The organism is uncultured Bradyrhizobium sp., from assembly GCF_936943645.1.
In the GTDB taxonomy this organism is placed as follows: domain Bacteria; phylum Pseudomonadota; class Alphaproteobacteria; order Rhizobiales; family Xanthobacteraceae; genus Bradyrhizobium.
In genome coordinates, this window is the sequence record NZ_CAKZJO010000046.1 from 1 (window position 1) to 26,457 (window position 26,457).

24 protein-coding genes and 1 pseudogene are annotated in these 26,457 nt (G+C 64.1%); 3 read left to right on the forward strand and 22 right to left on the reverse strand.

The window, feature by feature from the left end; genetic code table 11:
• Positions 1-65: 65 nt before the first annotated feature.
• From Q0743_RS07175 to eno, 16 genes are all read right to left on the reverse strand, one after another.
• The gene (locus Q0743_RS07175; RefSeq protein ID WP_298240872.1) at positions 66-1,037 is read right to left on the reverse strand and encodes a tripartite tricarboxylate transporter substrate binding protein BugD; all 972 of its coding nucleotides are present in this window, start codon (positions 1,035-1,037) and stop codon (positions 66-68) included.
• Between the two features lie 184 nt (positions 1,038-1,221).
• Positions 1,222-2,463 carry a threonine synthase gene (locus Q0743_RS07180; protein ID WP_298240873.1) on the reverse strand — a complete coding sequence of 414 codons (1,242 nt, stop codon included), beginning with the start codon at positions 2,461-2,463 and terminating at the stop codon, positions 1,222-1,224.
• A gap of 204 nt (positions 2,464-2,667) precedes the next feature.
• The gene (lpdA, locus tag Q0743_RS07185) at positions 2,668-4,089 is read right to left on the reverse strand and encodes a dihydrolipoyl dehydrogenase (protein ID WP_298240874.1); all 1,422 of its coding nucleotides are present in this window, start codon (positions 4,087-4,089) and stop codon (positions 2,668-2,670) included.
• A 17-nt stretch (positions 4,090-4,106) separates the two neighbouring features.
• Entirely contained in the window at positions 4,107-4,337 is a 231-nt protein-coding gene (locus Q0743_RS07190; protein ID WP_298240875.1) for a hypothetical protein, read from the reverse strand.
• Positions 4,338-4,355: 18 nt separating this feature from the next.
• Positions 4,356-5,726, reverse strand: coding sequence for a pyruvate dehydrogenase complex dihydrolipoamide acetyltransferase (locus Q0743_RS07195; RefSeq protein WP_298240876.1), 1,371 nt, complete (start codon positions 5,724-5,726; stop codon positions 4,356-4,358).
• Positions 5,727-5,788: 62 nt separating this feature from the next.
• Positions 5,789-6,241: a nucleoside deaminase gene (locus tag Q0743_RS07200; protein WP_298240877.1), complete on the reverse strand. Its 453-nt coding sequence runs from the start codon at positions 6,239-6,241 to the stop codon at positions 5,789-5,791.
• Positions 6,242-6,243: 2 nt separating this feature from the next.
• Positions 6,244-6,546 (reverse strand): DUF5076 domain-containing protein, encoded by a 303-nt coding sequence (locus Q0743_RS07205; RefSeq protein ID WP_018320291.1) that lies wholly within the window; start codon positions 6,544-6,546, stop codon positions 6,244-6,246.
• A 3-nt stretch (positions 6,547-6,549) separates the two neighbouring features.
• Positions 6,550-7,932, reverse strand: coding sequence for a pyruvate dehydrogenase complex E1 component subunit beta (locus Q0743_RS07210; RefSeq protein WP_298240878.1), 1,383 nt, complete (start codon positions 7,930-7,932; stop codon positions 6,550-6,552).
• A gap of 29 nt (positions 7,933-7,961) precedes the next feature.
• A complete protein-coding gene (gene pdhA, locus Q0743_RS07215; RefSeq protein WP_298240879.1) occupies positions 7,962-8,984 on the reverse strand; it encodes a pyruvate dehydrogenase (acetyl-transferring) E1 component subunit alpha in 1,023 nt (340 codons plus the stop codon).
• 224 nt (positions 8,985-9,208) lie between these two features.
• The gene (adh, locus tag Q0743_RS07220; protein WP_298240880.1) at positions 9,209-10,726 is read right to left on the reverse strand and encodes an aldehyde dehydrogenase; all 1,518 of its coding nucleotides are present in this window, start codon (positions 10,724-10,726) and stop codon (positions 9,209-9,211) included.
• 275 nt (positions 10,727-11,001) lie between these two features.
• The gene (locus Q0743_RS07225; protein ID WP_298240881.1) at positions 11,002-11,961 is read right to left on the reverse strand and encodes a GAF domain-containing protein; all 960 of its coding nucleotides are present in this window, start codon (positions 11,959-11,961) and stop codon (positions 11,002-11,004) included.
• A 216-nt stretch (positions 11,962-12,177) separates the two neighbouring features.
• Entirely contained in the window at positions 12,178-12,495 is a 318-nt protein-coding gene (locus tag Q0743_RS07230) for a septum formation initiator family protein (protein ID WP_298240882.1), read from the reverse strand.
• A gap of 183 nt (positions 12,496-12,678) precedes the next feature.
• Complete coding sequence (locus tag Q0743_RS07235; RefSeq protein WP_298240883.1) at positions 12,679-13,230, reverse strand: NADPH-dependent FMN reductase; 552 nt, start codon at positions 13,228-13,230, stop codon at positions 12,679-12,681.
• Between the two features lie 178 nt (positions 13,231-13,408).
• Complete coding sequence (locus tag Q0743_RS07240) at positions 13,409-14,407, reverse strand: MBL fold metallo-hydrolase (RefSeq protein ID WP_298240884.1); 999 nt, start codon at positions 14,405-14,407, stop codon at positions 13,409-13,411.
• Positions 14,408-14,523: 116 nt separating this feature from the next.
• Entirely contained in the window at positions 14,524-15,657 is a 1,134-nt protein-coding gene (locus Q0743_RS07245) for a zinc-binding dehydrogenase (RefSeq protein ID WP_298240885.1), read from the reverse strand.
• Positions 15,658-15,703: 46 nt separating this feature from the next.
• Positions 15,704-16,987, reverse strand: coding sequence for a phosphopyruvate hydratase (gene eno, locus Q0743_RS07250; RefSeq protein WP_298240886.1), 1,284 nt, complete (start codon positions 16,985-16,987; stop codon positions 15,704-15,706).
• 126 nt (positions 16,988-17,113) lie between these two features.
• Between eno and queF the strand changes: the two genes are divergently transcribed.
• Positions 17,114-17,602, forward strand: coding sequence for a preQ(1) synthase (queF, locus tag Q0743_RS07255; RefSeq protein WP_298240887.1), 489 nt, complete (start codon positions 17,114-17,116; stop codon positions 17,600-17,602).
• Between the two features lie 35 nt (positions 17,603-17,637).
• On the opposite strand, the gene Q0743_RS07260 is transcribed toward queF, so the two are convergent.
• Positions 17,638-19,779, reverse strand: coding sequence for a lytic transglycosylase domain-containing protein (locus Q0743_RS07260; protein WP_298240888.1), 2,142 nt, complete (start codon positions 19,777-19,779; stop codon positions 17,638-17,640).
• A 344-nt stretch (positions 19,780-20,123) separates the two neighbouring features.
• On the opposite strand from Q0743_RS07260, the pseudogene Q0743_RS07265 reads away from it, so the two are divergent.
• Together Q0743_RS07265 and Q0743_RS07270 are read left to right on the forward strand one after the other, a co-directional pair.
• Positions 20,124-20,348, forward strand: a pseudogene (locus Q0743_RS07265) (SH3 domain-containing protein); the annotation flags it as partial.
• Positions 20,254-20,628, forward strand: a complete 375-nt coding sequence (locus Q0743_RS07270) for an SH3 domain-containing protein (RefSeq protein ID WP_298240889.1) — start codon at positions 20,254-20,256, stop codon at positions 20,626-20,628. The pseudogene Q0743_RS07265 and the gene Q0743_RS07270, both read left to right, overlap by 95 nt.
• Positions 20,629-20,677: 49 nt before the next feature.
• Here the strand turns inward: Q0743_RS07270 and Q0743_RS07275 are convergent, their stop codons facing one another.
• The 5 genes from Q0743_RS07275 to Q0743_RS07295 all read right to left on the reverse strand — a co-directional run bounded on the left by Q0743_RS07275 (position 20,678) and on the right by Q0743_RS07295 (position 26,314).
• Entirely contained in the window at positions 20,678-21,883 is a 1,206-nt protein-coding gene (locus tag Q0743_RS07275; protein ID WP_298240890.1) for an MFS transporter, read from the reverse strand.
• Positions 21,883-22,731, reverse strand: coding sequence for a 3-deoxy-8-phosphooctulonate synthase (gene kdsA, locus Q0743_RS07280; protein WP_298240891.1), 849 nt, complete (start codon positions 22,729-22,731; stop codon positions 21,883-21,885). The genes Q0743_RS07275 and kdsA overlap by 1 nt, the downstream gene beginning before the upstream one ends.
• A gap of 131 nt (positions 22,732-22,862) precedes the next feature.
• Positions 22,863-23,189: an NIPSNAP family protein gene (locus Q0743_RS07285; protein WP_298240892.1), complete on the reverse strand. Its 327-nt coding sequence runs from the start codon at positions 23,187-23,189 to the stop codon at positions 22,863-22,865.
• Positions 23,190-23,660: 471 nt separating this feature from the next.
• Positions 23,661-24,518, reverse strand: coding sequence for a hypothetical protein (locus Q0743_RS07290; RefSeq protein WP_298240893.1), 858 nt, complete (start codon positions 24,516-24,518; stop codon positions 23,661-23,663).
• A gap of 164 nt (positions 24,519-24,682) precedes the next feature.
• Complete coding sequence (locus Q0743_RS07295; RefSeq protein ID WP_298240894.1) at positions 24,683-26,314, reverse strand: CTP synthase; 1,632 nt, start codon at positions 26,312-26,314, stop codon at positions 24,683-24,685.
• Positions 26,315-26,457: the final 143 nt, after the last annotated feature.

Here is a 26,457-nt window from a genome sequence, read left to right on the forward strand (position 1 = left end):
GCAGCTTCACGCACGCGAAGAAACCCATGACGCAGTACGACTAATCCGCCCTACGGATATCGCCCTCAATCCACCTTGATGTTCGCCGCCTTGATGATCGGCCACCATTTTGCGATCTCGGCCTTCTGCCGGGCGCCGAGCGCTTCGGGGGTGAGCTGGTCCTTCGGCGTCATCTCCAGGCCCTGGCTTTCGAGCTGCTTTCTCACGCCGGGATCGTTCAGCGCCTCGACGGCCGCGGCGTTGAGCTTGGCCACGATCTCCTTCGGCGTGCCCTTCGGCACCCACATGCCCGACCACAGCGTCATGTTGAAGCCCTTCAGGCCCGCCTCCTCCGCGGTCGGGATGTCGGGCGCCGAGGCGAGGCGCTTGCTGTCGGTGATGGCGTAGGCGCGGATGGTGCCGGCGCGAACTTGCGCGATCGAGTTGGAGGTCTGGTCGACGATGATGTCGATCTGGCCGGCGATCAGGTCGTTCAGCGCGGGCGCCGTGCCGCGATAGGGCACATATTGCAGCTTGATGCCGGAGACGCTTTCGAAATAGACCCCGGCGATGTGGCTGCCGGAGCCGGCGCCGGCAGTGCCTGCCGTCGGCGGCGAGGTGCGCGACTTCAGCCATTCGATCAGCTCCTTCAGCGACGTCGCGGGCACCGCATTCTTGCTGACGATGATCATCGGATTGCTCGGCAGCAGCACCACCGGCTCGAGATCGGTGACGAGGTCGTATTTGAGCTTGTAGACGGCGCCGTTGGCGACGTGGGTGCCGAGATGGCCGAAGGAGATGGTGTAGCCATCAGGCGGCGATTGCACGGCACGGGCAACGCCGATCGAGCCGCCGGCGCCGGTGACGTTCTCGACCACAACGGCCTGGCCGAGCGAGACGCGCATGCGCTCGGCGAGCACGCGCGCCATCGCATCCGACGGGCCGCCGGCCGCGAACGGCACAATGATGGTGATGGGATGGGTGGGATAGTCATCGGCGCGCGCGGCGCCGGTCACAGCGAGAACAGCAAACAGCGCAGCCCAGACGGCCTTCGTCATTGTCTTCTCCCCAGCGATGTCATTGTTGTTTTTGTCTTCACCTCGCCCCGCTTGCGGGGAGAGGTCGGATTCGTGCGCAGCGCGAATTCGGGTGATGGGGTACAGGTCTCACGAATATCTCATTCGCGGAGACAGCCCCTCGCCCCGACCCTCTCCCCGTAAGAACGGGGAGAGGGAGAGATCTTTAGAACTGCGAATAGTCGATCGGCCTGTGGCGGTCGAGCGTGCGGGTGACCGGCGGCAGCGGGTACTTCAGGCCGGTCGCGCAGTTGAAGAGCATGACGCGGTCGCTCTTCGAGACGCGGCCGTCGGCAAGGCTCTCCTTGTAGGCGGCGTAGGTCGCGGCGCCCTCGGGGCAGAGCAGCAGCCCCTCCTCGCGCGCAACTTCATTGAGCGCCGCAGAGATCTTGTCGTCGTCCACGGCAATGGCAAAGCCCTTGCTCTCGCGCACGGCGCGCAGGATGAGGAAGTCGCCGATCGCCTGCGGCACGCGGATGCCGGATGCGATAGTGTGGGCGTCCTCCCAGCGCGTGGCGTGCTCGGTGCCGGCCTCATAGGCGCGGACCATCGGCGCGCAGCCGGAGGCCTGCACCGCGACCATGCGCGGACGTTTGGAGCCGATGAAGCCGATCTTCTCGAGCTCGTCGAACGCCTTCCACATGCCGATCAGGCCGGTGCCGCCGCCGGTCGGATAGAAGATCACGTCGGGCACGTCCCAATTGAGCTGCTCGGCGAGTTCGAGGCCCATCGTCTTCTTGCCTTCGATGCGGTACGGCTCCTTCAGGGTCGAGGTGTCGAACCAGCCGACTTTTGCTTTTCCTTCGCCGACGATCTTGCCGCAATCGTCGATATAGCCGTTGACGCGGTAGACGGTCGCGCCCTGCAGCTCGATCTCGCTGACGTTCACTTCCGGCGTGTCGGCCGGGCAGAAGATCGTGGTCTTGATGCCGCAGGAGGTCGCGTAGGCCGCGAGCGCCGCGCCGGCATTGCCGTTGGTCGGCATCGCCATGTGCTTGATGCCGAGCGCCTTGCCCATCGACACCGCCATCACCAGGCCGCGCGCTTTGAACGAGCCGGTCGGCAGGCGGCCTTCGTCCTTCACGATGATCTCGCCGCCGCCGAGCTTCTTGCCCAGCTTCGGCAGCCGGATCAGCGGCGTCGTGACCTCGCCGAGCGAGACGATGTCCTGGCATTTACGCACCGGCAGCAGCTCGCGGTAGCGCCACATGTCGGCGGGACGTTCCTTAAGCGCATCCTTGGTCAGCGCCTTCTTCACCCCCGTGAGGTCGTAGCGCACCAGCAGCGGCTTGCCGGCCTTGGAGAGGTTGTGGACCTGGTCGGCGGCGTAATGGTCGCCCTCCATCGCGCATTCGAGATGGGTGACGAAGGTCGGGCGTTCGATGGTGAGGTTGTCGTTGTCGTGCATGGGTTCTCTTCCCTTTTCTTGTTCTCGTATTTCACTCTCAGACCCGTCACCCTGAGGTGCTCTTCATCCAGCGCGACGCGCCGGATGGAGAGCCTCGAAGGGCGACGAGCCCGGCTGCGGCAGCTCGGCCGTTTCATCCTTCGAGGCTCTGCCAACGGTGCTTTGCACCGCTGGCCTCGCACCTCAGGATTGACGGATCCGGCTTCAAATATTCAGCACCCTTCCGTACGCATCCAGCACGGCTTCCTTCATCATCTCCGACAGGGTCGGATGCGGGAATACCGTGTGCATCAGTTCTTCTTCGGTCGTCTCCAGGTTCATGGCGACGACATAGCCCTGGATCAGCTCGGTCACTTCAGCGCCGACCATGTGGGCCCCTAACAGCTGGCCGGTCTTCTTGTCGAAGATGACCTTGACGAGGCCCTGGTCCTCGCCGAGCGCGATCGCCTTGCCGTTGCCGACGAAGGGGAAGCGGCCGACGCGGATCTCGCGGCCGCCCTCTTTCGCCTTGGCTTCGGTGAGGCCGACGGAGGCAACCTGCGGCTGGCAATAGGTGCAGCCCGGGATCAGGTTCTTGTCCATGGGGTGCGGATGCAAGCCCTTGATGGCCTCGACGCAGATCACGCCCTCATGTTCGGCCTTGTGCGCGAGCATGGGGGGACCGGCCACGTCACCGATGGCGTAGATGCCGGGGACATTGGTCTTGCCGTAGCCGTCGATGACGATGCAGCCGCGGTCGGTCTTCACACCGAGCTTTTCGAGGCCGAGGTTCTCGATGTTGCCGACGACACCGACGGCCGAGATCACGCGCTCGAATTCGGTCGTGACGGGCTTGCCCTTGCCATCGTCGATGGTGGCGACGACGCTGTCGGCCTTCTTCTCCAGCTTGGTCACCTTGGTCGAGGACATGATCTTGATGCCCTGCTTCTCCAGGCGCTTGCGCGCAAGGCCGGCGATCTCGGCGTCCTCGACGGGCAGGATCTGCGGCAACACCTCGACGACCGTGACCTCCGAACCCATGGTGTGGAAGAACGAGGCGAACTCGATGCCGATCGCACCGGAGCCGACCACCAGCAGCGACTTCGGCATCCGCTCCGGCACCATTGCCTCGAAATAAGTCCAGACCAGCTTCTTGTCGGGCTCGAGCCCGGGCAGCACGCGCGGCCGCGCACCGGTGGCGACGATGATGTGCTTGGCCTGATAGGTCCCCTCGCCCAGCGTGCCCTTGGGCGCCTCGACGTCGGACTTCTTCACGGTGACCTTGCCGGGCGCGTCGATCGAGGCGGCGCCCCAGATCACGCTCACCTTGTTCTTCTTCATCAGGAAGCCGACGCCGTCGTTGAGCCGCTTGGAGACGCCGCGCGAGCGCTGCACCACCGCCTTGGGATCGAACGAGACCTTCTCCGCCGACAGGCCGTAATCCTTGGCGTGCTGCATGTAGTGATAGATCTCGGCCGAGCGCAGCAGCGCTTTCGTCGGAATGCAGCCCCAGTTCAGGCAAATGCCGCCGAGATAGGATTTCTCGACGATCGCGACCTTGAAGCCGAGCTGCGCGGCCCGGATCGCGGTGACATAGCCGCCGGGACCGGAGCCGATGATGATGATGTCGAAGGATGTGTCGGCCATGACGGCTCCCGTTCAAGTCACGTGGACGCGCCGCGGGCGCGGCGCCTGAAAATCAAACCCCGGACCAGCCATTCGAGCAGGATCGCGCCGGCCATGCCGGCCAGCGCGATCATCACGACCGCCTGGCCGATGCTCCTTGCCAGCTGCTCGCCGGCAAAGAACGCGGAATGCAGAACATCGAGCCCGACCGGATTGAGCACGAGCGCGGTCGAGAGCAACAGGGAGATCCAGGGCCAGCGCGTCCGCATTCACCCTGCGCCTCCCCGTCAGACCATCATCATCACGGGATTTTCGATCAGCTGCTTGAAGGCGCCGATCAGCTCGGCCCCTAACGCGCCGTCGATGGCACGGTGATCGCAGGACAAGGTCACGCTCATCATGTGCGCGATCTCGATCTTGCCGCCGCGAACGACAGGCCGCTCCTCGCTGGTGCCGACCGCAAGGATCGTCGCATGCGGCGGGTTGATCACGGCGGTGAAGTGGCTGATGCCGTACATGCCGAGGTTCGAGACGGCGGTGGTGCCGCCCTGGTATTCCTCGGGCTTCAACTTGCGGGACCGGGCCCTCGCCGCAAAATCCTTCATCTCGTTGGAGATGGTCGACAGCGTCTTGGTCTCCGCTTTCCGGATGATCGGGGTGATCAGGCCGCCGGGCATTGCGACGGCAACGCCGACGTCGGAATGATGGTGCTTGACCATGCCGCTTTCGGTCCAGCTGACGTTGCAGTTCGGGATCTTCTGCAGCGCCACCGCCATCGCCTTGATGACGAAGTCGTTGACCGAGATCTTGTAGAGCGGCTTCTTCTCCTTGTCCTTCGGCGCGGCGGCGTTGATCTCCTCGCGCGCGGCCAGCAGCTTGCCGATGTCGCAGTCGATGGTCAGGTAGAAGTGCGGGACGTTCTGGATCGACGCGGTCAAACGTTGGGCAATCGTGCGGCGCATGCCATCATGCGGGACGATGTCGTAGGAGCCGGGCTCGAACAGCGACAGGATCTGCTTGTCGGACATGGTCGGCGCGATCGAGGGCGCACCAACGGACGGCGCCGCGGCGGGCGCCTTGAGGCCCTTGCCGGACTTGGCCTGCTCGACGTCGCGCGCGACGACGCGGCCGTGCGGACCGGTGCCGGTGACCATGCCGACATCGATGCCGGCTTCCTTGGCGAGACGCCGCGCCAGCGGCGAGGAGAACACGCGGCCGGCATGGCCGTTGCTCTGCGCAGCGGGAGCCGCGGCCTGGGGCGCAGGTGCCGCGGCGGGCGCAGCAGCCTTCGGTGCGGGCGCGGCAGCAGGCGGTGCGGCGGGAGCTTCAGCGGGCTTGTCGGCAGGCTTGTCAGCAGCTTTCGGCGGCGCGGCCGACGCGCTGGGCTTGGCACTGCCTGCGGCCTTCACATCCTCGCCCTCGCCGGCAAGCACCGCGATCACGTCGTTGACCGGAACGTCCTGCGTGCCTTCGGGCACCAGGATCTTGGCGATCGTGCCCTCGTCGATGGCCTCGACCTCCATGGTCGCCTTGTCGGTCTCGATCTCGGCGATGACGTCGCCGGATTTGACCTTGTCGCCTTCCTTCTTCAGCCACTTGGCGAGGTTGCCCTTCTCCATCGTCGGCGAGAGAGCGGGCATCAGGATGTTGATGGGCATGCTGACCTCAAGACAAGCTTTGCAAAAATCCGTCTTCGACAGCGAAGACGAACAGACCAGGTTTAGTTGCCGATGTCGCCTTGCCAGAGGCGCTCATTGGCAGGGATGGAACGCCAGTTCTTCATCATGGTGATGGAGCGGTCGTCGGCAAGATCGATCCAGGGGATGCCGAACTTGTCGAGGATGTCCTTGGAGCCCTCGAAGGTGACGGACTCTCCGATCACCACGAGCTTGACCTTGAACAGCGAGAGCGCGCCCGCGCACATCGCGCATGGCGACAGCGTGGTGTACATGACGGTGTCGTGGAACGAGATTGCGCCGGCTTCGCGCAGGCAGCTCATCTCGCCGTGCAGGATCGGGTTGTTCTCCTGCACGCGGTTGTTGTGGCCGCGGGCGATGATCTTGTTGTCGCGCGTCAGCACCGCACCGATCGGCAGGCCGCCTTGCGCGATCGAGGCCTCCGCCTCGCGGATCGCCTCCAGCATGAGATCGTAATGGTGCGCTTCGACGGCCACGGTCAGTGTCCCTTCCCGCGCGGCGTCGTGGTGCCGGTGTCGGTCGGACGCTCGATCTCGGCCTGGAACATCTCCAGGATCCGGTTCAGCGCGTCCTCTTCGGTGTATTCGCTCTCGCGCGCATAGGCGCGTGCGGCATGGCGGGCGAGATCGACCAGCAGCAAGCCCCACATGTCGGGCTCCTCGAAAGCCCGCTGGAACGCCATCGACAGCCCGCCGTCCAGCACGAACACGCGCAGAATCTCGACCGCGTCATCGCGGGTCATGACGTCGGGCGGCAGTGGCTGCTCCTTCGGGCCCGCCATGGTCTACCTGTAGCAGACGGCTTTGGCGGCCTCGACGACTTCAGCCGCCGAGGGCAGCGCGAGCTTCTCCAGGTTGGCTGCATAGGGCATCGGCACGTCCTTGCCGGAGACGCGCGCGACCGGCGCGTCCAGATAATCGAAGGCGTTCTCCATGATGCGCGCGGCGATCTCGGCGCCGACGCCGCTCTGGGCCCAGCCCTCTTCCACCGTCACGGCACGGCCGGTCTTCTTGACCGAGTTGATGATGGTCTCGGTGTCCATCGGGCGCAGCGTGCGCAGGTCGATCACCTCGGCCTCGATGCCGTCCTTGGCGAGCTCGTCGGCGGCCTTCAGCGCGTAGGTCATGCCGTTCGACCAGGAGATGATGGTGACGTGGCTGCCGGAACGCACGATGCGCGCCTTGCCGATCGGGACGATGAAATCGTCGAGCTTGGGCACTTCGCCGGTGTGGCCGTAGAGCACCTCGTTCTCGAGGAAGATCACCGGATTGGGATCGCGGATCGCGGCCTTGAGCAGGCCCTTGTAGTCGGCGGCCGAGAACGGCGCGACGACCTTGAGGCCGGGAACGTTCGAGTACCAGGCCGAATAGTCCTGGCTGTGCTGGGCGGCAACGCGGGCAGCCGCACCGTTGGGCCCGCGGAACACAATCGAGCAGCCCATCTGGCCGCCGGACATATACAGCGTCTTGGCCGCGGAGTTGATGATCTGGTCGATCGCCTGCATGGCGAAGTTGAAGGTCATGAACTCGACGATCGGCTTGAGGCCCGTCATGGCCGCGCCGACGCCGACGCCGGCAAAGCCGTGCTCGGTGATCGGCGTGTCGATGACGCGCTTGGCGCCGAACTCCTGCAGCAGGCCCTGCGTGACCTTGTAGGCGCCCTGATATTCGGCGACCTCTTCACCCATCACGAAGACGTCGGCATCCCTGCGCATCTCTTCGGCCATCGCGTCGCGCAAGGCTTCGCGGATGGTCTGCGTGATCATCTCGGTGCCCGCAGGCACTTCCGGATCGGGCTCGGCGACGGCTTGCGGCGCCGGCGCAGCCTTGGGCGCAGGTGCCTCGGCCTTTGCAGCAGCCGGCGGCGCGGACTCCGCAGCCTTCGCAGCCGGCGCGGGCGCCTTGGCAAGATCGGCGGCACTCTCGCCATCGGCGAGAATGGTCGCGATCGGCGTGTTCACCGCGACGTCGGCGGTGCCCTCGGGGATCAGGATCTTGCCGAGCGTGCCCTCGTCGGTCGCCTCGACCTCCATGGTCGCCTTGTCGGTCTCGATCTCGGCGATCACGTCACCCGACTTGATCGTCTCGCCCTCTTTCTTCAGCCATTTGGCGAGGTTGCCCTTCTCCATCGTGGGCGACAACGCGGGCATCAGCACTTGAATTGGCATATCGACTCCAAAAGAAAGCTTGCGCGCGTTCAGCGGTAAACGTCGGTCCAGAGCTCGGCGGCATCCGGCTCGGGATCATGCTGGGCGAAATCGGCGGACGCGTTGACGATGTCGCGCACCTCGGCGTCGATCGCCTTCAGATCGGCCTCGCTGACCTTGGCGGCCAAGAGGCGGTTGCGCACCTGCTCGATCGGGTCCTGGTCGTGGCGGACCTTCTCGACCTCCTCGCGCGTGCGGTATTTTGCAGGATCGGACATCGAGTGGCCGCGGTAGCGGTAGGTCTGCATCTCCAGGATGAAGGGACCCTTGCCGGCGCGGCACCAGGCGGCGGCTTCGTCGCCGGCGGCCTTGACGGCGCGGACGTCCATGCCGTCGACCTGCTTGCCGGGGATGTTGAAGGACGCGCCGCGCTTGGAGAAGTCCTGCTGCGCCGAGGCGCGCGAGACCGCGGTGCCCATGGCGTAGCGGTTGTTCTCGATGACGTAGATCACCGGCAGCTTCCAGAGCTCCGCCATGTTGAAGCTCTCATAGACCTGGCCCTGGTTGGCCGCGCCATCGCCGAAATAGGTGACGCTGACATTGTCGTTGCCGCGATAATGGTTGGCGAAGGCGAGGCCGGTGCCGAGCGAGACCTGGGCGCCGACGATGCCGTGGCCGCCGTAAAAGTGCTTCTCCTTGCTGAACATGTGCATGGAGCCGCCCTTGCCCTTGGAATAGCCGCCGCGGCGGCCCGTGAGCTCGGCCATGACGCCGTTGGCGTCCATGCCGGTGGCGAGCATGTGGCCGTGATCGCGATAGCCGGTGATGACCTGATCGCCCTGCTTCAGCGCCATCTGCATGCCGACCACCACGGCCTCCTGGCCGATATAGAGATGGCAGAAGCCGCCGATCGCGCCCATGCCGTAGAGCTGGCCGGCCTTTTCCTCGAACCGCCGGATCAGGAGCATGTCGCGGAGCGCCTTGAGCTCCTGCTCCCTGGTGAATTCCGGTGGCGAACCGCCGTCGGTCTTGTCCTGTGGAGTGCTTGCGGCGGCTTTCTTGGGTGCGGCCATAGGAATTCCGGGTCAGAGAAAACTTTCGCCCTCTCTAACCCAAGTCAAACACCGTTGGAAAGCACCACTACGGCATGCCACGACTTTCATTATGCCGCAGTGCAACGTGGTCGAAATATTGGAAAATCTTTGGCGCTGATCGGGCAACAAATCTAACGCCGCGCGGGCCGGCTCCCATTTGCCGGAACGAGCGGCGCCAAAACAGCGCCGCCCGCTCTGCCCGATCAGAAGAAGCCGAGCTTCTTCGGGCTGTAGCTGACCAGGAGATTCTTGGTCTGCTGATAATGATCGAGCATCATCTTGTGGGTCTCGCGACCGACGCCCGACTGCTTGTAGCCGCCGAACGCGGCATGGGCGGGATAGGCGTGGTAGCAGTTGGTCCAGACACGGCCGGCCTGGATCGCCCGGCCGAAGCGGTAGCAGCGGTTGGCATCGCGGCTCCAGACGCCGGCCCCGAGGCCGTAGAGCGTGTCGTTGGCGATCTCGAGCGCTTCGTCGTCGGTCTTGAAGGTCGTGACCGAAACCACGGGCCCGAAGATCTCCTCCTGGAAGATCCGCATCTTGTTGTGGCCCTCGAACACGGTCGGCTTGACGTAGAAGCCGCCGGCGAGATCGCCGCCGAGCTCGGCGCGTCCGCCGCCCGCGAGCACCTTGGCGCCCTCCTGCTTGCCGATGTCGATGTAGGACAGGATCTTCGCCAGCTGCTCGCCGGAGGCCTGCGCGCCGATCATGGTGGTGGCATCGCGCGGGTCGCCCTGCTTGATCGCGGCGACTCGCTTCAGCGCCCGCTCCATGAAGCGGTCGTAGATGTCGGCGTGGACCAGCGCCCGGCTCGGACAGGTGCAGACCTCGCCCTGGTTCAGCGCGAACATGACGAAGCCTTCGATCGCCTTGTCGAAGTAATCGTCGTCTTCGGCGGTGACGTCGTTGAAGAAGATGTTGGGCGACTTGCCGCCGAGCTCCAGCGTGACCGGAATGAGGTTCTGGCTGGCGTACTGCATGATCAGCCGGCCCGTCGAGGTCTCGCCGGTGAAGGCGATCTTGGCGATGCGCGGGCTGGACGCCAGCGGCTTGCCGGCCTCGATGCCGAAGCCGTTGACGATGTTGAGCACGCCGGGCGGCAGGATGTCGGCGATGATCTCGGCCCAGACCATGATCGAGGCCGGGGTCTGCTCGGCGGGCTTCAGCACCACGCAATTGCCGGCGGCGAGCGCGGGCGCGAGCTTCCAGCAGGCCATCAGCAGGGGGAAGTTCCAGGGGATGATCTGGCCGACGACGCCGAGCGGCTCGTGGAAATGATAGGCGATGGTGTCGTGGTCGATCTCGCCGATCGAGCCTTCCTGGGCGCGCACGACGCCGGCGAAGTAGCGGAAATGATCAATGGCGAGCGGCAGGTCGGCGGCGCGAGTCTCGCGGATCGGCTTGCCGTTGTCCCAGGTCTCGGCGATCGCGAGGCGCTCGAGGTTCTCTTCCATGCGATCGGCGATCCTGTTGAGGATGATCGCGCGTTCCACGACGCTGGTCCGTCCCCAGGCGCCCTTGGCCGCATGCGCCGCGTCGAGCGCGGCCTCGATGTCTTGCGCGTCGGAGCGCGCAATCTTGCAGACGACCTGGCCGGTCACCGGCGAGGCATTGTCGAAATATTTGCCGGACTTCGGTGCGACGAATTTACCGCCGATGAAGTTGTCATAGCGTTCGGCAAAGGGAACTTTGGTGACGCTGAGGAATTCGACCTTGTTCATTGATCACTCCCGATGTTTGCTGTTTGCGCAATTCGTCGCGTGGCTCGCGACTTGCGCGGACGATGATCCGGGAGGTGTTTTCTGTCAGCCCGGGGGAAAGCGATGGCGGAGCCGACCTGTCGCAGTTCTGCGACAGTCGTACTTGCCCGCTATGAGCAAAGAGCAATTGGGGCGCGAGCGGCTTCCACACCGTCATTGCGAGCGCAGCGAAGCAATCCAGACTGCTTCCGCGGAGGGATTCTGGATTGCTTCGCTACGCTCGCGATGACGGAGATCTAATGGTTCAGCTCGAACCGCTTCAGCTTCCTGTGCAGCGTGGCGCGGCTGACGCCGAGGGCCTTGGCGGCCGCCGAGACGTTGCCGCCGGCACGGAGCAGTGCCCGCTGCACCACCGCGCGCTGACCGCCGGCAAGATGATCGCGTGCGGCATCGCCGCCGAGCAGATCGGCCGCGGGCACCGGCTGCAATGCCCGGCTGGGAGCAAGACCGAGCGCCGCCCGGGCGGAGCGGGTTGCGCCGATCACGAGGTCGTCCGCATCGACCGCCACGAGGCCTCCGCATTGGCCGTCGGCGGCTTGCGTCAGCACGATGCGGGCATGGGCGAACGCCCTGCGGAACAGATCGGCCTCGATGCGCCGGGCCGCCTCGCCTGCCGCAAGCGCGATCAGACTGGAAAACGCGTCGGTCCGGTCGGCTCGGCAGGAGGAGACGTCGAGCACGCCCGCGAGCGCGGCCTCATGGTCGTAGATCGGAACGGCGGTGCAGCTCAGGAGCGTGTTGCGGGTGAAGAAATGCTGGTCGCGGTCGATCGTCAGCGGACGCTGCTCGACGAGGCAGGTGCCGATGCCGTTGGTGCCCTCGTGCTCCTCGCTCCAGAGCGCACCGGTCCACAGACCCCAGGACTGGAACGTCGCATCGTCCGCCGGCGTGCCGCGGCGATCGACCGGCACCCCCTCCCCGTCGGCGAGCAGCACGCAGCAGCCGCTGGCGCCAACCGCCTGATAGAGCCGATCCATCGCCCCTTGCGCCGCGGCCAGCAGCGGCGCGATGCGCTCGCGCGCCTGGAGCAACTCGGCTTCGGTCAGCCGCATCGGCGAGGTACGACCACCGGGATCGAGATGATGCAGTCGGGAGGAACGGCGCCACGAGGCCACGAGCGCGGACCGAGCCGCCTGGCCTGACGCAATGGCGGCCTCGACACGGGCCGCGTGATGCCGGGGCATCGACCCATTCATCACAGTTTCCTCCGGATGACAGACTAGAACGTGCCGGCGCCGCCCGCTTGATCTGCGTCAACTTCGGAAGAGCCTCACAGAAGGCATGAGCCCGCCGCGGCGCCGCCGTCAAGGCAACCGGCGGGTTCCAGACTTACGACCTTCGCAGGAGCGAGGGGCCGCATCGATCGGATTTGGCAACGGCTTTCGTGTCGGTTTCGAGCTTCGCGGCAAACGTTACTTGGCCGGGATCATCCGAACCAGATCGCGCGGATTGACGTAGTCGAGCTGGAAGCGCGCCCGCTCGTCCAGCATGTCGGGGTCGATCCGCTCGGACCGCAGCAGCGACACCCGCTGCTCGCTCTTGGCGCGCTCACGCTTGAGCTGGGCCAGCTCGCTGGTCAGCGCAATGATCTCCTGGTCGAGTTCCTGGCGGGCGTTGAGGCCGTATTTGCCGGTATAGGCGTTGACGCCGAAATAGCCGACGATGGCGGCCGCCATCGCATAGAGGGCAAGGCCGGTCAGGATCGATTTCAGGCGCGCGCGGGAGACCATCCTGGGAAGATGGGACAGGTTGGTTAAGGGAGTCCTAATTGCCCCTCCGCGACCCGACGTCATGCCCGGCCTTGTGCCGGGCATTCACGTTCTTCGCTCGGGGCCAAGACGTGGATGGCCGGGACATCCGGCGCGAAGACGCGCTTCGCGCTTTTGCCCGGCCATGACGGAGAGAGCGCCTGCTCAGCCGTGGTGCTTGGCGACGTGCGCGGCGAAGGCGTCGATATAGGCCTGGAGCACGGGCTTCAGCGATTCCTTGGTCAGATTGCCGTCCGCATCGAAGGCGTCGCCGACCGCGTTCAGATAGGTCTCGGGCTGCTGCATGATCGGGCCGGCAATGCCCGGCAGGACGTTCTGCAGCGTCTTGGCGGCGCTGACGCCGCCGAGCGGTCCCGGCGAGTTCGAGATGATGCCGACCGGCTTGCCGTTGAACGAGCTCTTGCCGTAGGGACGCGAGGCGACGTCGATGGCGTTCTTCAGCACGCCCGGGATGGCGCGGTTGTATTCGGGCGTGACGAAGATGACACCGTCCGACTTCTGAAGCTTGTCGCGGAAGGCCAGCCAGTCCGCGGGCGGCGCGCCTTCGAGGTCCTGATTGAAGAACGAGATGCCCGCCGGCGTGATCACCTCGAGCTTGAGCGAAGAAGGCGCGAGCTTGGCGAGCGCATTGGCGATCTTGAGCGAAAAGCTCTCCTTGCGCAGGCTGCCGGCGATGACGACGATGTTGTAGGCCATGAGGTGTCCTTGAACCCTTGAGGAAAGTGCCGGCGGCACTTAAGCGATCCCGGCCATTTGATGCAAGTGCATGGACCGGTCCGATTTGGAAACGCAGCGTTTCGCGAAAGCAGATGGTCGCCCAAACAATCGGGCCGCCATGCGGCGGCCCGATCTTCGCGCAAATGTCTAACCCAGCTCAGATCGTCGGATTCCACGCCGAAGGGATCAGACGGTATTTGGCGCCGTCCTTCTCGACATGGCCGACCGACGGGAACGTGAAGTGGAAGCCGATCACGGTCGCCTTCTCCGCCGCCGCCATGTCGTAGAATTTGTGGCGCGTCTCCTGCGCCAGCGCAGCATCGTTGTCGAACATCACGTGCCAGTCGGGGTTGCGCAGGAAGAACTCCGGAATGTTGGTGACGTCGGACTGGATCAGCACCTTGGCATCACCCGAAGCGACCGCGAACGAGGTATGGCCCGGCGTATGGCCGGGGGTTGCGATCGAGGTGATGCCCGGCGCGACCTCCTTGCCCCACTCGAACCTGGTGACCTTGGACTCGAGCCCGGCAAAGGTCTTTTTCACGTTGGCGAAATAGTTCTTCATCATCGGATTGGACTCGGCCTTGGCCGTGTTTGCCTCGCTGGTCCAGAACTCCCAATCCTTGCCCGGCACCATGATCTCGGCATTGGGGAATGCGAGCCCACCGTCGGCAAGGCGAATGCCATTGGTGTGATCGGGGTGCAGATGCGACAGCAGCACGACGTCGATGTTCTTCGGGTCGACGCCGGCAGCCTGGAGATTTTGCAGGGTGCGGCCGACCGCGCCCTTGCTCGCCTCGAAATTGGCAACGCCGTTGCCGGTGTCGATCAGGACGAGCTTGGAGCCGGTGTTGATCAGTTGCGGGTTGAACGGCACCGTGACCATGCCCTTCGGCATGTAGGCCGCCTCGCCCGCGGCCAGCGCCTCTTCCTTCGGCTTGTTGGCGACGAACTTGTCCGGCATCGGGAAGGTGCGTGCGCCGTCATTGATCGAGGTGCACTCGAAGCTGCCGACCTTGTAGCGATAGAAGCCCGGCGCCTGCGTCCCGGCTTGCGGCACTGCGGCATTGACGGCGGCCGGGCGAAGGCCGGTGACGGCAGCCGCGCCCACGGCGGCGGCGCCAGCGAGCAGATGACGACGATTGAGATCGGTCATGGAGAGGTCCCCTTCTGAGCCTTGCGGTTTTCCGCATTCAAATGGCGGCGGAATAGTCTCCCGCTTGGCTCAGAAGGCAAGACCTTCCTTCGGCGACGTGCCCTCGCACATCACGATTATTTATTTGGGTTGATGAGGAATTTTTCGCCGGTGGCACGTTTGGCGTACACCGCGATGTTGGCGGGATCGAGCACCTCGGCCAGCGACACCACCTTGGTGTAGTGGCTGGCGAAGGTGGTCTTGAGCTCGGAGGCGACGCGCTGGCGCAGGCGGCCGATCTCGGCCGGGCCGATGTTCTGGAGGAACGGCGTCAGCAGCCAACCACCGACACCCCAGGTCAATCCGAACGACCGGCTCAATTCGGTCGGACGATTGTCCAGGCTGCCGTAGATATAGACCTGCTTGTACACGTTGGAGCCGTAGCGGCTGTATTCCTTCGCGGTCTTGTTGGCCGCAACCTCCATGGCGGTCAGGATCTGGCTGGCCAGCTTGCCGCCGCCGATGGCATCGAAGGCGATCGTGGCGCCGGTCTCGACCAGCGCATTGGTGAGATCGTCGGTAAAGCTCGGCGCGCTGGAATCCACGATGTGCTTGGCGCCGATCTTGCGCAGGATGTCGGCCTGCTCCTTGCTCCTGACGATGTTGACGAGGCCGATGCCGTCCTTGATGCAGATCTTGTTGAGCATCTGGCCGAGGTTGGACGCGGCCGCGGTGTGCACCAGCGCCTTGTGGCCCTCCCGCCGCATCGTCTCGGTCATGCCAAGCGCGGTCAGCGGATTGACGAACCAGGACGCACCGTCCGCGGCCGTGGTGCCCGCCGGCAGCTCCATGACGTCGCGGACCTTGAGCACGCGATACTGCGCGTACATGGCGCCACCGATCATCGACACGGTCTTGCCCATCAGCGCCTTCGCCGCGTCCGACGATCCGGTCCGGATCACCGTGCCGGCGCCCTCGTTGCCGACCGGCAGCGACTGATCGAGCCGCCCTCCCATCATCCGCATTGCCGCCTCCGGCATGGTCGCGGTGATGACCGGCATCTCCTTGGTGCCGGAAGCCTTGGCGGCCGACATGTCGGCGGGCCCGATCAGGAGGCCGAGATCGGAGGGGTTGATCGGCGTCGCCTCGACGCGAACGACGACCTCGTCGTCGGCCGGCTCCGGCGTCGGGACATTCACGAGAGACAATTCCAGCTCGCCGCTCTTCTTCAGCAGCGAACGCAGTTGCAGTCCGGATGTGCCGTCGCTCATGTCGATCCTCCCCTGTGCGTCTTGTGTCGCGAGTCGAGGCGCTGGCTTATGCCAGCGCCTTCAGTGCCGCCTTGCCGCCGTACAGCGCCTGCTTGCCGAGCTGCTGCTCGATGCGCAGGAGCTGGTTGTATTTGGCGGTGCGATCGGATCGCGCAAGGGAGCCGGTCTTGATCTGACCGCAATTGGTGGCGACCGCGAGGTCGGCGATGGTCGAATCCTCGGTCTCGCCCGAGCGGTGCGACATCACCGAGGTGTAGCCGGCCTTGTGCGCCATCTCGACGGCGGCGAGCGTCTCGGTCAGCGTGCCGATCTGGTTGACCTTGATCAGGATCGAGTTGGCGCGGCCGGTCTTGATGCCGTCGGCGAGGCGCTTGACGTTGGTGACGAAGAGGTCGTCGCCGACGAGCTGGCACTTCTTGCCGATGAGGTCGGTGAGCTCCTTCCAGCCGTCCATGTCGTCTTCCGACATGCCGTCCTCGATGGTCACGATCGGATAGCGGCCGACGAGATCCGCGAGGTACTTGGCCTGCTCGGAGATCGAGCGGGTCTTGCCCTCGCCTTCATAGACGTATTTGCCGTCCTTGAAGAACTCGGTCGAGGCGCAGTCGAGGCCGAGCATGATGTCGGCGCCCGCCTTGAAGCCGGCCTTGCCGATCGCGTTCATGACGAATTCCAGCGCAGCGTCGGCCGACGGCAGGTTCGGGGCAAAGCCGCCCTCGTCGCCGACATTGGTGTTGTGGCCGGCCTTCTTCAACTCGGACTTCAGCGTGTGGAAGACTTCGGCGCCGTAGCGCAGGCCCTCGGCGAAGGACGAGGCGCCAACCGGCAGGATCATGAACTCCTGGAAGTCGATCGGGTTGTCGGCATGCACGCCGCCATTGATGATGTTCATCATCGGCACCGGCAGCAGGCGGGCCGAGGTACCGCCGACATAGCGGTAGAGCGGCATGTCGAGCGAGTTCGCGGCCGCCTTGGCGCAGGCGAGCGAGACGCCGAGGATGGCGTTGGCGCCAAGCCGGCTCTTGTTCGGCGTGCCGTCGAGGTCGATCATGATCTGGTCGATCTGGGCCTGCTGCTCGGCATCGAGGCCGCTGAGGGCTTCGAAGATCTCGCCGTTGACGGCACCGACCGCCTTGGAGACGCCCTTGCCGAGATAGCGGGCCTTGTCGCCGTCGCGCAGTTCCACCGCCTCGTGGGCGCCGGTGGAGGCGCCCGACGGCACCGCGGCGCGGCCGAGCGCGCCATCTTCCAGCACGACATCGACCTCGACGGTGGGATTGCCCCGGCTATCCAGGATTTCGCGGCCGATGATGTCGATGATGGCGGTCATGAGAGCCTCATTTCGAGAAACAAAGGGGGGCAGTTGGCGGTGCTTCTACCGCAATGCATCGAAGTGGAAAAGGCCGGGTGACGGCCGCCGGATGATTGGCTAAGAGGGCCGCTCGGAGGCGGCCTCATGTCGAAAAAACCCAGCAAATCGAAGAACTCAAGCCTGGATCCGGCTGCCCTGCAGCTCGGCCACGCCGTGGAATGGCCGGATGCGCCCGAAAAGGCCCAGCTCGACCGCGTGCCCAATCCGCAAAAGGGCACCGACTATCTGGTGCGTTTCACCGTGCCGGAATTCACCTCGCTCTGCCCGGTCACGGGCCAGCCGGATTTCGCCCATCTGATGATCGACTACGCGCCGGGTGCGTGGCTGCTGGAGTCGAAATCGCTGAAACTCTACATCGCGAGCTTCCGCAATCACGGCGCCTTCCACGAGGACTGCACCGTCATGATCGGCAAGCGCATCGCATCCGAGATCAAACCGAAATGGCTGCGCATCGGCGGCTACTGGTATCCGCGCGGCGGCATCCCGATCGACGTGTTCTGGCAGACCGGCCGCGTGCCGAAGGGCCTGTGGGTGCCGGAGCAAGGCGTCGCGCCGTATCGTGGACGGGGCTAGACGCCGCCGCGCGAATGGCCTGACCATTCACACGCTCACCTTCGGGTCCCCCGCATGTCCACTTCGAGACCGGGAGGCGCGCGCTCGCCGAAACGCGAGCGATAGGCCTGAAGGTTCTCCATCACGCGCTGTACATAGATGCGCGTCTCCGTGAAAGGAATACGCTCGACCCAGTCGACCACATCGACACTGGGATCGCGAGGATCGCCGTAGCGCGCGATCCATCGTTTGACGCGCCCGCGCCCGGCATTGTAGCCGACCAAAGCGAGGACGTGGTTGCCATCATATGTCTTGAGAAGATCGGCGAGCTCGGCCGAACCAAGTTGCACATTGTAGGCGGGATCGGCGTGCAGCCGCCCGGGATCGAACGCAATACCCAACCGGCGGGCGATGGTGCGGCCCGCCGCAGGCGTGACCTGCATCAACCCCGAGGCGTTTGCCGCAGATCGCGCGCGCCTGTCGAACGCACTTTCCGCCCGCGCCACCGCGTAAACGAGACTTGCAGCTGCCTTCGGACCGACGGAAGCATGACTGGGCAGGCCGAAATCCGGAAACGCATAGCGCTCGAGCGCGAAGCCACGCGCCAGCGCGCTCTTGCCGATCGCGAGCGTGGCGGGCGCATCCCGCCTTTTGGCGACGGTTTCGGCCACCAGCGTCAGCAAGCCGACATCGGCAGTACGTCCGACATCCGCGACGAACGGAATCACCAAATCGCTGTTACCGGTCGCATAGAGCAATTCAACCGCGCGAACGAGATCGTTCCTGGACAACCTTGCGCGTTCTCTCGCACCAGGACTCGGCGATTGTGACAGCGAAACTTCGCGACGACCCAATCTGGCGCCGGCCAGCTGACCATAATATGCGGCACCCCGCTTCGATGCGGCGGCATAGTAGTCGCGCGCCTTCTTGCCGTGCCCACCCGCTTCTGCTGCGCGTCCGAGCCAATACGCCGCGCGCGCCAGCGACGTCGGATGCGTCGTGATCGCCGGAATGCGCGCAAAGTGCCGTGCGGCCAGATCCGGATCGTTCAAGAAGCGCAATGCGATCCAGCCCGCTGTAAACGAATGATCGATGCGGAAACTCTCCCTGGAAGGAGGAGCGGCATCGCGGGCGATTTGATAGGCGGTCTGCGCCCTGCCGGCGTCGAGCAGTCGGCGCACCAGAACGCGGCGCTCACTCCACCATGCGTCGGCATGATCGGCAACGGATATGCGACGGTCGGCCGAAAGCAGCAATCGTGCAGCTTCGGCAATGCGGTCGTTGCGGCGAAGCCATTGGATCCTGGTGAACAGCAGGGCGGAGTCGGCGCCCGCAGCCGCGGACGCGGCATCGAGCAGCGCGCCGCTGGACTTGGCGTTGCCGATGACGGCTGCGCGCGCATTCACGATCGCGCGGTCGGCTGGGGCGAGGCGGTTTGCCGCACGCATAGCCCCGCTGATGTCGTCGGCGTAAAGACGCGAATCCATACGGGCCCTGTGATCGGCGGCGCCAAGGAAGTGTCCGAACCGCGCGAGCACCTGCGCCTCGGACGCTGCGGAGAGACTGCCTTCGTGCCAGGCTGATCGGACGTATTTGCGGGCTGCGGCTTGATTGCCCCGCTCCGCCAACGCTCGCGCAAGTGCAAGCTTGCCCAGAGGCCCCAAGGGTTCCCGCTGGGAGAAGAAGGCCAGAACTGTTCCGGCGTCGTGTTGCTCGAACCAGAGCCTGGCCTCCGCCCGTCTTCGGAAAACATCGTGGCCAGGCCAGGACGGATTGGTACGCACGAATGAGGCATAACGCTTAAAGCCGATCGCATCGTCATTGGAACGCAGGATGACCCACACCGCCAGGTCTCGGCCTGCACGATCGCCAATTCGCTCGCTGCGTTCCAGAGCCAGCTTCACCCTGCCCTGACGGGCAAGGCGGATCGTCTCCTTCAAGCTGGCGAGACCTGCAGAAGCCGGCGCATCTGCCTTCGGACGAGAAGCAGACTTCGACGTCGCAGGACGACCGCGCGACGTTGCGCCAACGCCCCCGGAACTCGCCGTCGTTGCCGTCGACGACAGAAGTTCGCCGATCGCATCGGAAGGAGCGGCTTGCGATTTGGGAGTGCCGACAACTGCCGAACCGGCAACGAGCAGAGCAATTCCCGCCAAGGACGAGGTGCGGAGGAGGCCAGGGCAACGCATCAGCTGCATGAATATCCGCTTGGAGAGTGAGGAGCCGGGAGTGCTCGATTCCAATGTCGAACGACGGCAAAAGCTTGGCGCGTCGGCGATGATGGTTAACTACAAGCCACGACTCGTTCGATTTGGCGCGTCGTTTGTCCTCTACCGTACCAAGCTCGATCCCGTTTCATCCGCTCGCAGTGTATCGAGTCTTTCCGCGCAGGCGGTGCGTTCTCGTTGCGACGTCCGGGAGGTCACGCCAAGAGTCCATTCAACACTCGAAAGCCTCGCGTCATCACAGGTACAAGGACCGGCACGTGAACGATCCAGCACGATCAAGACACTCCATGTGGCAACGACCCCGACGCAACCTCATGGCAGCCGAAGCAATTCTCGCGTCGATCTCGCTCGGAGCTCTGCTCGGCTCGGCGTCCGGCGCCGAGTTCGGCGATCGGAGCGGCCTTCCGATACCCCGCTTCGTCTCGGTCAAGAGCAAGCCTGCCAATGTCCGCACCGGGCCGGGCGTCGACTACCCGCTGCGATGGACATTCGTTCGACGCCATCTCCCCGTCGAGATCCTCGCCGAGTTCGGCAATTGGCGACGCATTCGCGACGCCGACGGCGAAGAAGGTTGGATTTTGGCGGCATTGCTGTCCGGTCGGAGGACTGCCTTGGTCGGCTCCCTGGTCGGCGGCCAAGCCGGTGCGGCTTCTGAAACAATCCCGGCCGAATGCGCCGGTCAATGCAATCGTCGAGCCGCGCGTTCTGGTGGGGGTGAAGACGTGCGCCGGCACGTGGTGTTACGTGCGCGCTCAGGCATTCTCAGGTTACGTCAGGCAGTCCAGACTGTGGGGGGTCTATCCCGGCGAAGCCTTTTGAAGAGCCGGCGAGATCAAGCGATCGATCGTGCAGTTTCCTCGCGCGTGTGTCAGCGCGCGTCGGCCGGAGCCCGCTGCTTGAGCAACCGGGCGCAGGCGAAGCCAAGCACCACCATGATCCCGGCGCTCGCGAACAGGGTCGGCATCTTGCCGGCATGCTGGAGCCCGAAGCCGTAGGCGAGCGGTCCCACCGTCTGGCCCATGAAGAAGAAGAACGAATGCAGCGACAACGCGGTGGCGCGCGCCTCGACCGAGAGCTCGCTGGCAAAGACCTGCAGACAGCCATGGGCGATGTAGAAGCCCCAGCCCATCACGATGAGGTTGAGTGCCTGCACTTCCCAGCGTGGACCGAACGCAACGGCAATGAGTTGCGAAGCAACCAGGGTCATGCCCGCGATCATCATGCCCTTGACGCCGAGCCACGGCAGCAGTCGCGACACCGTCAGCGTGTAGAACAGGCCGCCGACCGCAAAGCCCGCGATGACGAGGCCGGCGATCGAGAGCGAGGTCTGCCCCTGCTCGAACAGGAACGAGGCGATGTAGGGAAACAGGCCGAGCACGCAGCAGCCTTCGATGAACACCGCAGAGTAGCAGACATAGGCATTGGGGTTGGTGAAGATGGTGCGGTAGCCGGCCTTGAGCGCCGAGAGGCTGGTCTTCGGCGGATGCTGGACCTTGGCGCCGTGAAAGCCGGCGGCGACCGCGATCGAGGCCACGATCACGAGCCCGCCGAGCACCGCGAGCACGCCGCGCCAGCCGAGGAAGTCGCCGATCAGACCCGAAGCCGAGGCACCGAGCAGATTGCCCGTCATGGCGCCGGCAAGCGTGCGGCTGATCGCGACCTGGCGTTTCTCGGGGCCGACGAGATCGCTGGTCAGGCTGAGCGCTACCGGAAACACGCCGCCCGAGCCGATGCCGGCGAGAATGCGGGTCGCAAACAGGACCGAGAACGAGGACGAAAATGCGCCCAGGATGTTGGCAAGGCCGAGCAGCGCGAGGCAGCCGATCATCAGCCGCGTCTTGCCGAACAGGTCGGCGGCGGCGCCGACGATCGGCTGGATGATCGAGAAGGTGAAGGCGAACACCGCGGCAAAGCCGGCGGCAGTCGCGATGCTGACGCCGAAATCCTCGGCGACGTGCGGCAGCACCGGGTCGAGCGCGCGCGCCGACAAAGCCGCTGCGAAGCTTGCGCCTGAGATGACGTAGAGTGCTGTCGGCAGGCCGTGATCGTGCGGCCGCGCCTCGCTGTTCGGCATCAGCGCGGGTTCTTCGCCAGCACGTCGAACGCCATCAGCCTGGCGATCAGCCCCTCGAACTCGCGCAGCGGCACCATGTTGGGTCCGTCGGAAGGGGCCCGATCGGGATCGGGATGGGTCTCGATGAAGACGCCGGCAACGCCGACCGCCACGGCCGCGCGTGCGAGCACCGGCACGAATTCGCGCTCGCCACCCGACGAGGCCCCCTTCCCGCCCGGCTGCTGCACCGAATGGGTGGCATCGAAGATCACGGGTGCACCGGTGGTGCGCGCCATGATCGGCAGTGCGCGCATGTCGGAGACCAGCGTGTTGTAGCCGAACGACACGCCGCGCTCGGTGACGAGCACGTTGCGATTGTTCGCGCTGGTGATCTTCGTGACGACATTGGTCATGTCCCACGGCGCGAGGAATTGTCCCTTCTTGACGTTGACGACCTTGCCGGTCGCAGCCGCCGCCAGCAGCAGATCGGTCTGACGGCACAGAAAGGCGGGAATCTGCAAGACGTCCACGGCCTGCGCCACCTCGGCGCACTGCGCGGCATCGTGCACGTCGGTCAGGACGGGCAGGCCGAGCGAGGCGCGGATCTCGGCGAAGATCGGCAGCGACTGCGCAAGCCCCAGCCCGCGCGCCGCCGACGCGCTGGTGCGGTTGGCCTTGTCGAACGAGGTTTTGTAGACGAGCCCGATGTTCAGCCGCGCCGCGATCTCCTTCAGCGCGGAGGCGACCTCCAGCGCATGCTGGCGGCTTTCGAGCTGGCAGGGTCCGGCAATGATCGAGATCGGCAGATCGTTGCCGAACTTGACCTTTCCGATGGTGACGACCGGCGCCGCTGAATGCGAAGAGCTCAAGACAATTTCCCTCGTTTCGGCGCGACCATAGCCGCCACGAGGGTCGGATCAACCCTATTCGGCCCGGGTTGTCAGAATATCAGGGTTGCGCCGGGGTTCCCGGCGCGCCCCTTGCACTTGCAGGACGGTGGTTACTTGACCGCGGAGAACGCGGTCGGCGTCAGCAGCTGGCTGACGATATTGCCGACGATCTGGCCGTCGGCTTCGCTCTCGGCGCGCGCCTTCATCCAGTCCGGATCGGTCATGAACGCGCCCCACTTCTTCTCGCGATCGGCGAGCGAATCCCAGGCCAGGAAATAGGTCAGCTCCTGGTTGGATTCACCGATCATCGTGGTGAAGAACCCGGCCTGCTTGATGCCGTGCTTCTCCCAGATCTTCAGCGTGGCGGTCTCGAACCGCTTCAACAGCGCCGGCAGCCGGCCGGGCACGCAACGATAAACGCGCATTTCGTAGATCATTGTTGTTTTCTCCCAAAACAGGTCCGGCGGTTATAATGGCTGCCAAAAGCGCTGTCTTGAGCGCTCGCCGGCCGCCCCCGTGGCGTTTCGCGCATGGCTTCTTGATCTACCGCTTCGGCCAAGGCAGGAGATCGGACCTGAGATAAAGATTGCAGAAGGCGACCACGGTCCGCGATGCAAAAACCTTCTCGGTTGAATCGGGAAGCGCGGAGCCGATCCAACGAACCGCGTCTTCATTCCTGCAACCGCCAGGAGATCGTCCGGTGCGGTATCGCCCGTCATGCCAGCGCTCGGCACCTTATCCTACCGTGCCCGCAAGAGGGCGCACGTCGCGCTCCGAGCACAATCTACTTGCAGATGTACGAGAAAGGATCCGCCGCGAAGCTCTATGGCCGCGCCCCAGCATGATCGCCAAATACATCAATTGGTGGGCGGCTCGCGAGAGAGAAGAGATGCCTGAATCCAAAGCTATCAAATTTTTACGCTTAGGTGATTCCGAACCGAAGACGGAATTTGAGCTGAACCAATAGCATTCTCTAACTCGGATGCTAAGCCGAGAGTTCCCGCTTGAAACAGGCTCGCCTCAAGCTTCACTTGGAGATTTTTGACGTCTGCAAGGCTCGAACCTGCAGGAAACTCCCTCCTCTTGTCGAAGTAATAGTGCCCTCTAACCTTGCCTTCTTTCCATTCCATGGATGGGTTCTGCCCCCAAAAAAACACATCGCCCCTCACTGATTTGATTTTCAGTGGCCTCATGAATCGTTTGGACGGCTCACAAATTCTGTCAAATTCCTTGATTGCGGCCGTGGCCGCCTCATCCGACGCAAACTCGATGAATTTCGAGATTTTCTCCGTCCTTAATTCCTCCGTCTGATGCTTCTCTGGTTCTTCCTGCTCTCTTCCAAATACATCGTCGAAGACCTGGGGAAGCCCCTCGGCACTTCTGAGAGTCTTTCGTAAAATGCTCTCAAATTGATCCCGCACAATGAATTTAGGAAGCGCGTAGAAGCGATCGTCGGAAATCGCCTTGTATTCTTCGATCCATTCAACGAGCGGAACTAAGACGTTCTTGTCAAATTGCTGAACTTGAAATGCCATTACTGCATTGAAGTTCTGCCGCTGATATACAGCGGCAAATTCTCGACCTATTTGCCGCGCTCCACTCGCTTCTTTGCTTCGCACAAGCCGTTCGATCCAAGACCGCGTGGTCTCTTCGGCCTGCTTCTTGAGTAGCTCTTTCGCATAATCCGCGACAACTGTCGCAATGTCGGTCTGCAGCACCTTGCCTGTCCAGACCATCGCCTCGCCAACTATTCTGATCGTGCTCATCTTCGACCCCATGCACAATCTAAAAGAACATGAGGCTAGCTCACAATCATCGGTAGTCAATCAAAATAAGCGGAAGAAAGGCCCCGAAACGACACTCGCGAGCAAGTCTACTTGGAATGTAACAAGTCTACTCAGAATGTAAGAAGGCTTGCGCCTTGAGCCGGTTACACCAACCGGCTCTGCTTCGCCGCCGCCTCGATGAACGAAGCAAACAGCGGATGCGGCTCGAACGGCCGTGACTTCAGCTCGGGGTGGAACTGGACGCCGATGAACCAGGGGTGATCCTCGTACTCGACGATTTCAGGCAGCACGCCATCGGGCGACAGGCCGGAGAATTTCAGGCCGTGCTGCTCGAGGCGGTCCTTGTAGGCGGTGTTGACCTCGTAGCGATGGCGGTGACGCTCCGAAATCTCGGTCGCACCGCCATAGACCTCCGAGACGCGGCTTCCGCGCGTCAGCGCCGCCGGGTATGCGCCGAGGCGCATCGTGCCGCCGAGATCGCCGGCCTGCGAGCGCTTCTCGAGCTCGTTGCCGCGCAGCCATTCCGTCATCAGGCCGACCAGGGGCTCCTTGGTGGGACCGAACTCGGTGGAGTTGGCGTCCTCGATGCCGACGAGGTTTCGCGCAGCCTCGATCACCGCCATCTGCATGCCGAAGCAGATGCCGAAATACGGCACGTCGCGTTCGCGCGCGAACTGCGCCGCCTTGATCTTGCCCTCCGCACCGCGCTGGCCGAATCCGCCGGGCACCAGGATGCCGTTGACGTGCTCGAGGAACGGCGCGGGATCTTCCTTCTCGAAGATCTCGCTCTCGATCCAGTCGAGATTGACCTTCACCTTGTTGGCGATGCCGCCATGCGAGAGTGCCTCGATCAGCGACTTATACGCATCCTTCATGCCGGTGTACTTGCCGACGATGGCGATGGTGACGTTGCCCTCGGGGTTGCGGATGCGCTCGTTGATCTGGTGCCAGCTCTTGAGCACCGGCGGGATGCGCGATTCGATGCCGAAGGCGGCGAGCACTTCGTCGTCGAGGCCCGCATTGTGGTACGCCTCGGGCACGGCATAGATGCTGTCGGCGTCGCGCGCCTCGATCACGGCGCTCTCGCGCACGTTACAGAACAGGCCGAGCTTGCGCCGCTCTTCCTTCGGGATCTCGCGATCGGTGCGGCAGAGCAGGATGTCCGGCTGGATGCCGATCGAACGCAGCTCCTTCACCGAATGCTGCGTCGGCTTCGTCTTCAATTCGCCGGCGCTCGGGATGTAGGGCAGCAGCGTGAGGTGGATGTAGATGGCGTGATCGCGCGGCAGCTCGTTCTTGAGCTGACGGATCGCCTCGAAGAACGGCAGGCCCTCGATGTCGCCGACGGTGCCGCCGATCTCGACCAGCACGAAATCGTAATCGTCATTACCTGACAGCACGAACTCCTTGATGGCGTTCGTGACGTGCGGAACCACCTGGATGGTCGCGCCGAGATAATCGCCGCGGCGCTCCTTGGAGATGATGTCCTGGTAGATGCGCCCCGTTGTGATGTTGTCCTGCTTGGTCGCAGGCCGGCCCGTGAAGCGCTCGTAGTGACCGAGATCGAGATCGGTCTCCGCGCCGTCATCGGTCACGAACACTTCGCCGTGCTGATACGGCGACATCGTTCCGGGATCGAGATTGAGATAGGGGTCGAGCTTGCGGAGACGGACCTTGTAGCCCCGGGCTTGCAACAGCGCACCGAGTGCCGCTGAAGCCAGACCCTTGCCGAGCGAAGAAACCACGCCGCCGGTGATGAATATGTACCGCGCCATGGGACTTAACCTCTAATCCCTCGAATTCGATTCGCCAAAGCGATTCGTATTCCGCCCCAAAGATTTTGCGGGCCTGTGGGTGAGCCAAAACGAAGAGTGGTGACAGTGCCTTGATGGGGATTCTTGATGCAGGACGGTAGCAG

Excerpts from the sequence above, each read along its gene's own strand:
- Q0743_RS07175 (WP_298240872.1), bottom strand. The coding sequence starts at position 1,037 with ATGACGAAGGCCGTCTGGGCTGCGCTGTTTGCTGTTCTCGCTGTGACC.
- Q0743_RS07180 (WP_298240873.1), bottom strand. The coding sequence starts at position 2,463 with ATGCACGACAACGACAACCTCACCATCGAACGCCCGACCTTCGTCACC.
- lpdA (WP_298240874.1), bottom strand. The coding sequence starts at position 4,089 with ATGGCCGACACATCCTTCGACATCATCATCATCGGCTCCGGTCCCGGC.
- Q0743_RS07190 (WP_298240875.1), bottom strand. The coding sequence starts at position 4,337 with ATGCGGACGCGCTGGCCCTGGATCTCCCTGTTGCTCTCGACCGCGCTC.
- Q0743_RS07195 (WP_298240876.1), bottom strand. The coding sequence starts at position 5,726 with ATGCCCATCAACATCCTGATGCCCGCTCTCTCGCCGACGATGGAGAAG.
- Q0743_RS07205 (WP_018320291.1), bottom strand. The coding sequence starts at position 6,546 with ATGGCGGGCCCGAAGGAGCAGCCACTGCCGCCCGACGTCATGACCCGC.
- Q0743_RS07210 (WP_298240878.1), bottom strand. The coding sequence starts at position 7,932 with ATGCCAATTCAAGTGCTGATGCCCGCGTTGTCGCCCACGATGGAGAAG.
- pdhA (WP_298240879.1), bottom strand. The coding sequence starts at position 8,984 with ATGGCCGCACCCAAGAAAGCCGCCGCAAGCACTCCACAGGACAAGACC.
- adh (WP_298240880.1), bottom strand. The coding sequence starts at position 10,726 with ATGAACAAGGTCGAATTCCTCAGCGTCACCAAAGTTCCCTTTGCCGAA.
- Q0743_RS07225 (WP_298240881.1), bottom strand. The coding sequence starts at position 11,961 with ATGAATGGGTCGATGCCCCGGCATCACGCGGCCCGTGTCGAGGCCGCC.
- Q0743_RS07230 (WP_298240882.1), bottom strand. The coding sequence starts at position 12,495 with ATGGTCTCCCGCGCGCGCCTGAAATCGATCCTGACCGGCCTTGCCCTC.
- Q0743_RS07235 (WP_298240883.1), bottom strand. The coding sequence starts at position 13,230 with ATGGCCTACAACATCGTCGTCATCGCCGGCAGCCTGCGCAAGGAGAGC.
- Q0743_RS07240 (WP_298240884.1), bottom strand. The coding sequence starts at position 14,407 with ATGACCGATCTCAATCGTCGTCATCTGCTCGCTGGCGCCGCCGCCGTG.
- Q0743_RS07245 (WP_298240885.1), bottom strand. The coding sequence starts at position 15,657 with ATGAGCGACGGCACATCCGGACTGCAACTGCGTTCGCTGCTGAAGAAG.
- eno (WP_298240886.1), bottom strand. The coding sequence starts at position 16,987 with ATGACCGCCATCATCGACATCATCGGCCGCGAAATCCTGGATAGCCGG.
- queF (WP_298240887.1), top strand. The coding sequence starts at position 17,114 with ATGTCGAAAAAACCCAGCAAATCGAAGAACTCAAGCCTGGATCCGGCT.
- Q0743_RS07260 (WP_298240888.1), bottom strand. The coding sequence starts at position 19,779 with ATGCAGCTGATGCGTTGCCCTGGCCTCCTCCGCACCTCGTCCTTGGCG.
- Q0743_RS07270 (WP_298240889.1), top strand. The coding sequence starts at position 20,254 with ATGTCCGCACCGGGCCGGGCGTCGACTACCCGCTGCGATGGACATTCG.
- Q0743_RS07275 (WP_298240890.1), bottom strand. The coding sequence starts at position 21,883 with ATGCCGAACAGCGAGGCGCGGCCGCACGATCACGGCCTGCCGACAGCA.
- Q0743_RS07285 (WP_298240892.1), bottom strand. The coding sequence starts at position 23,189 with ATGATCTACGAAATGCGCGTTTATCGTTGCGTGCCCGGCCGGCTGCCG.
- Q0743_RS07290 (WP_298240893.1), bottom strand. The coding sequence starts at position 24,518 with ATGAGCACGATCAGAATAGTTGGCGAGGCGATGGTCTGGACAGGCAAG.
- Q0743_RS07295 (WP_298240894.1), bottom strand. The coding sequence starts at position 26,314 with ATGGCGCGGTACATATTCATCACCGGCGGCGTGGTTTCTTCGCTCGGC.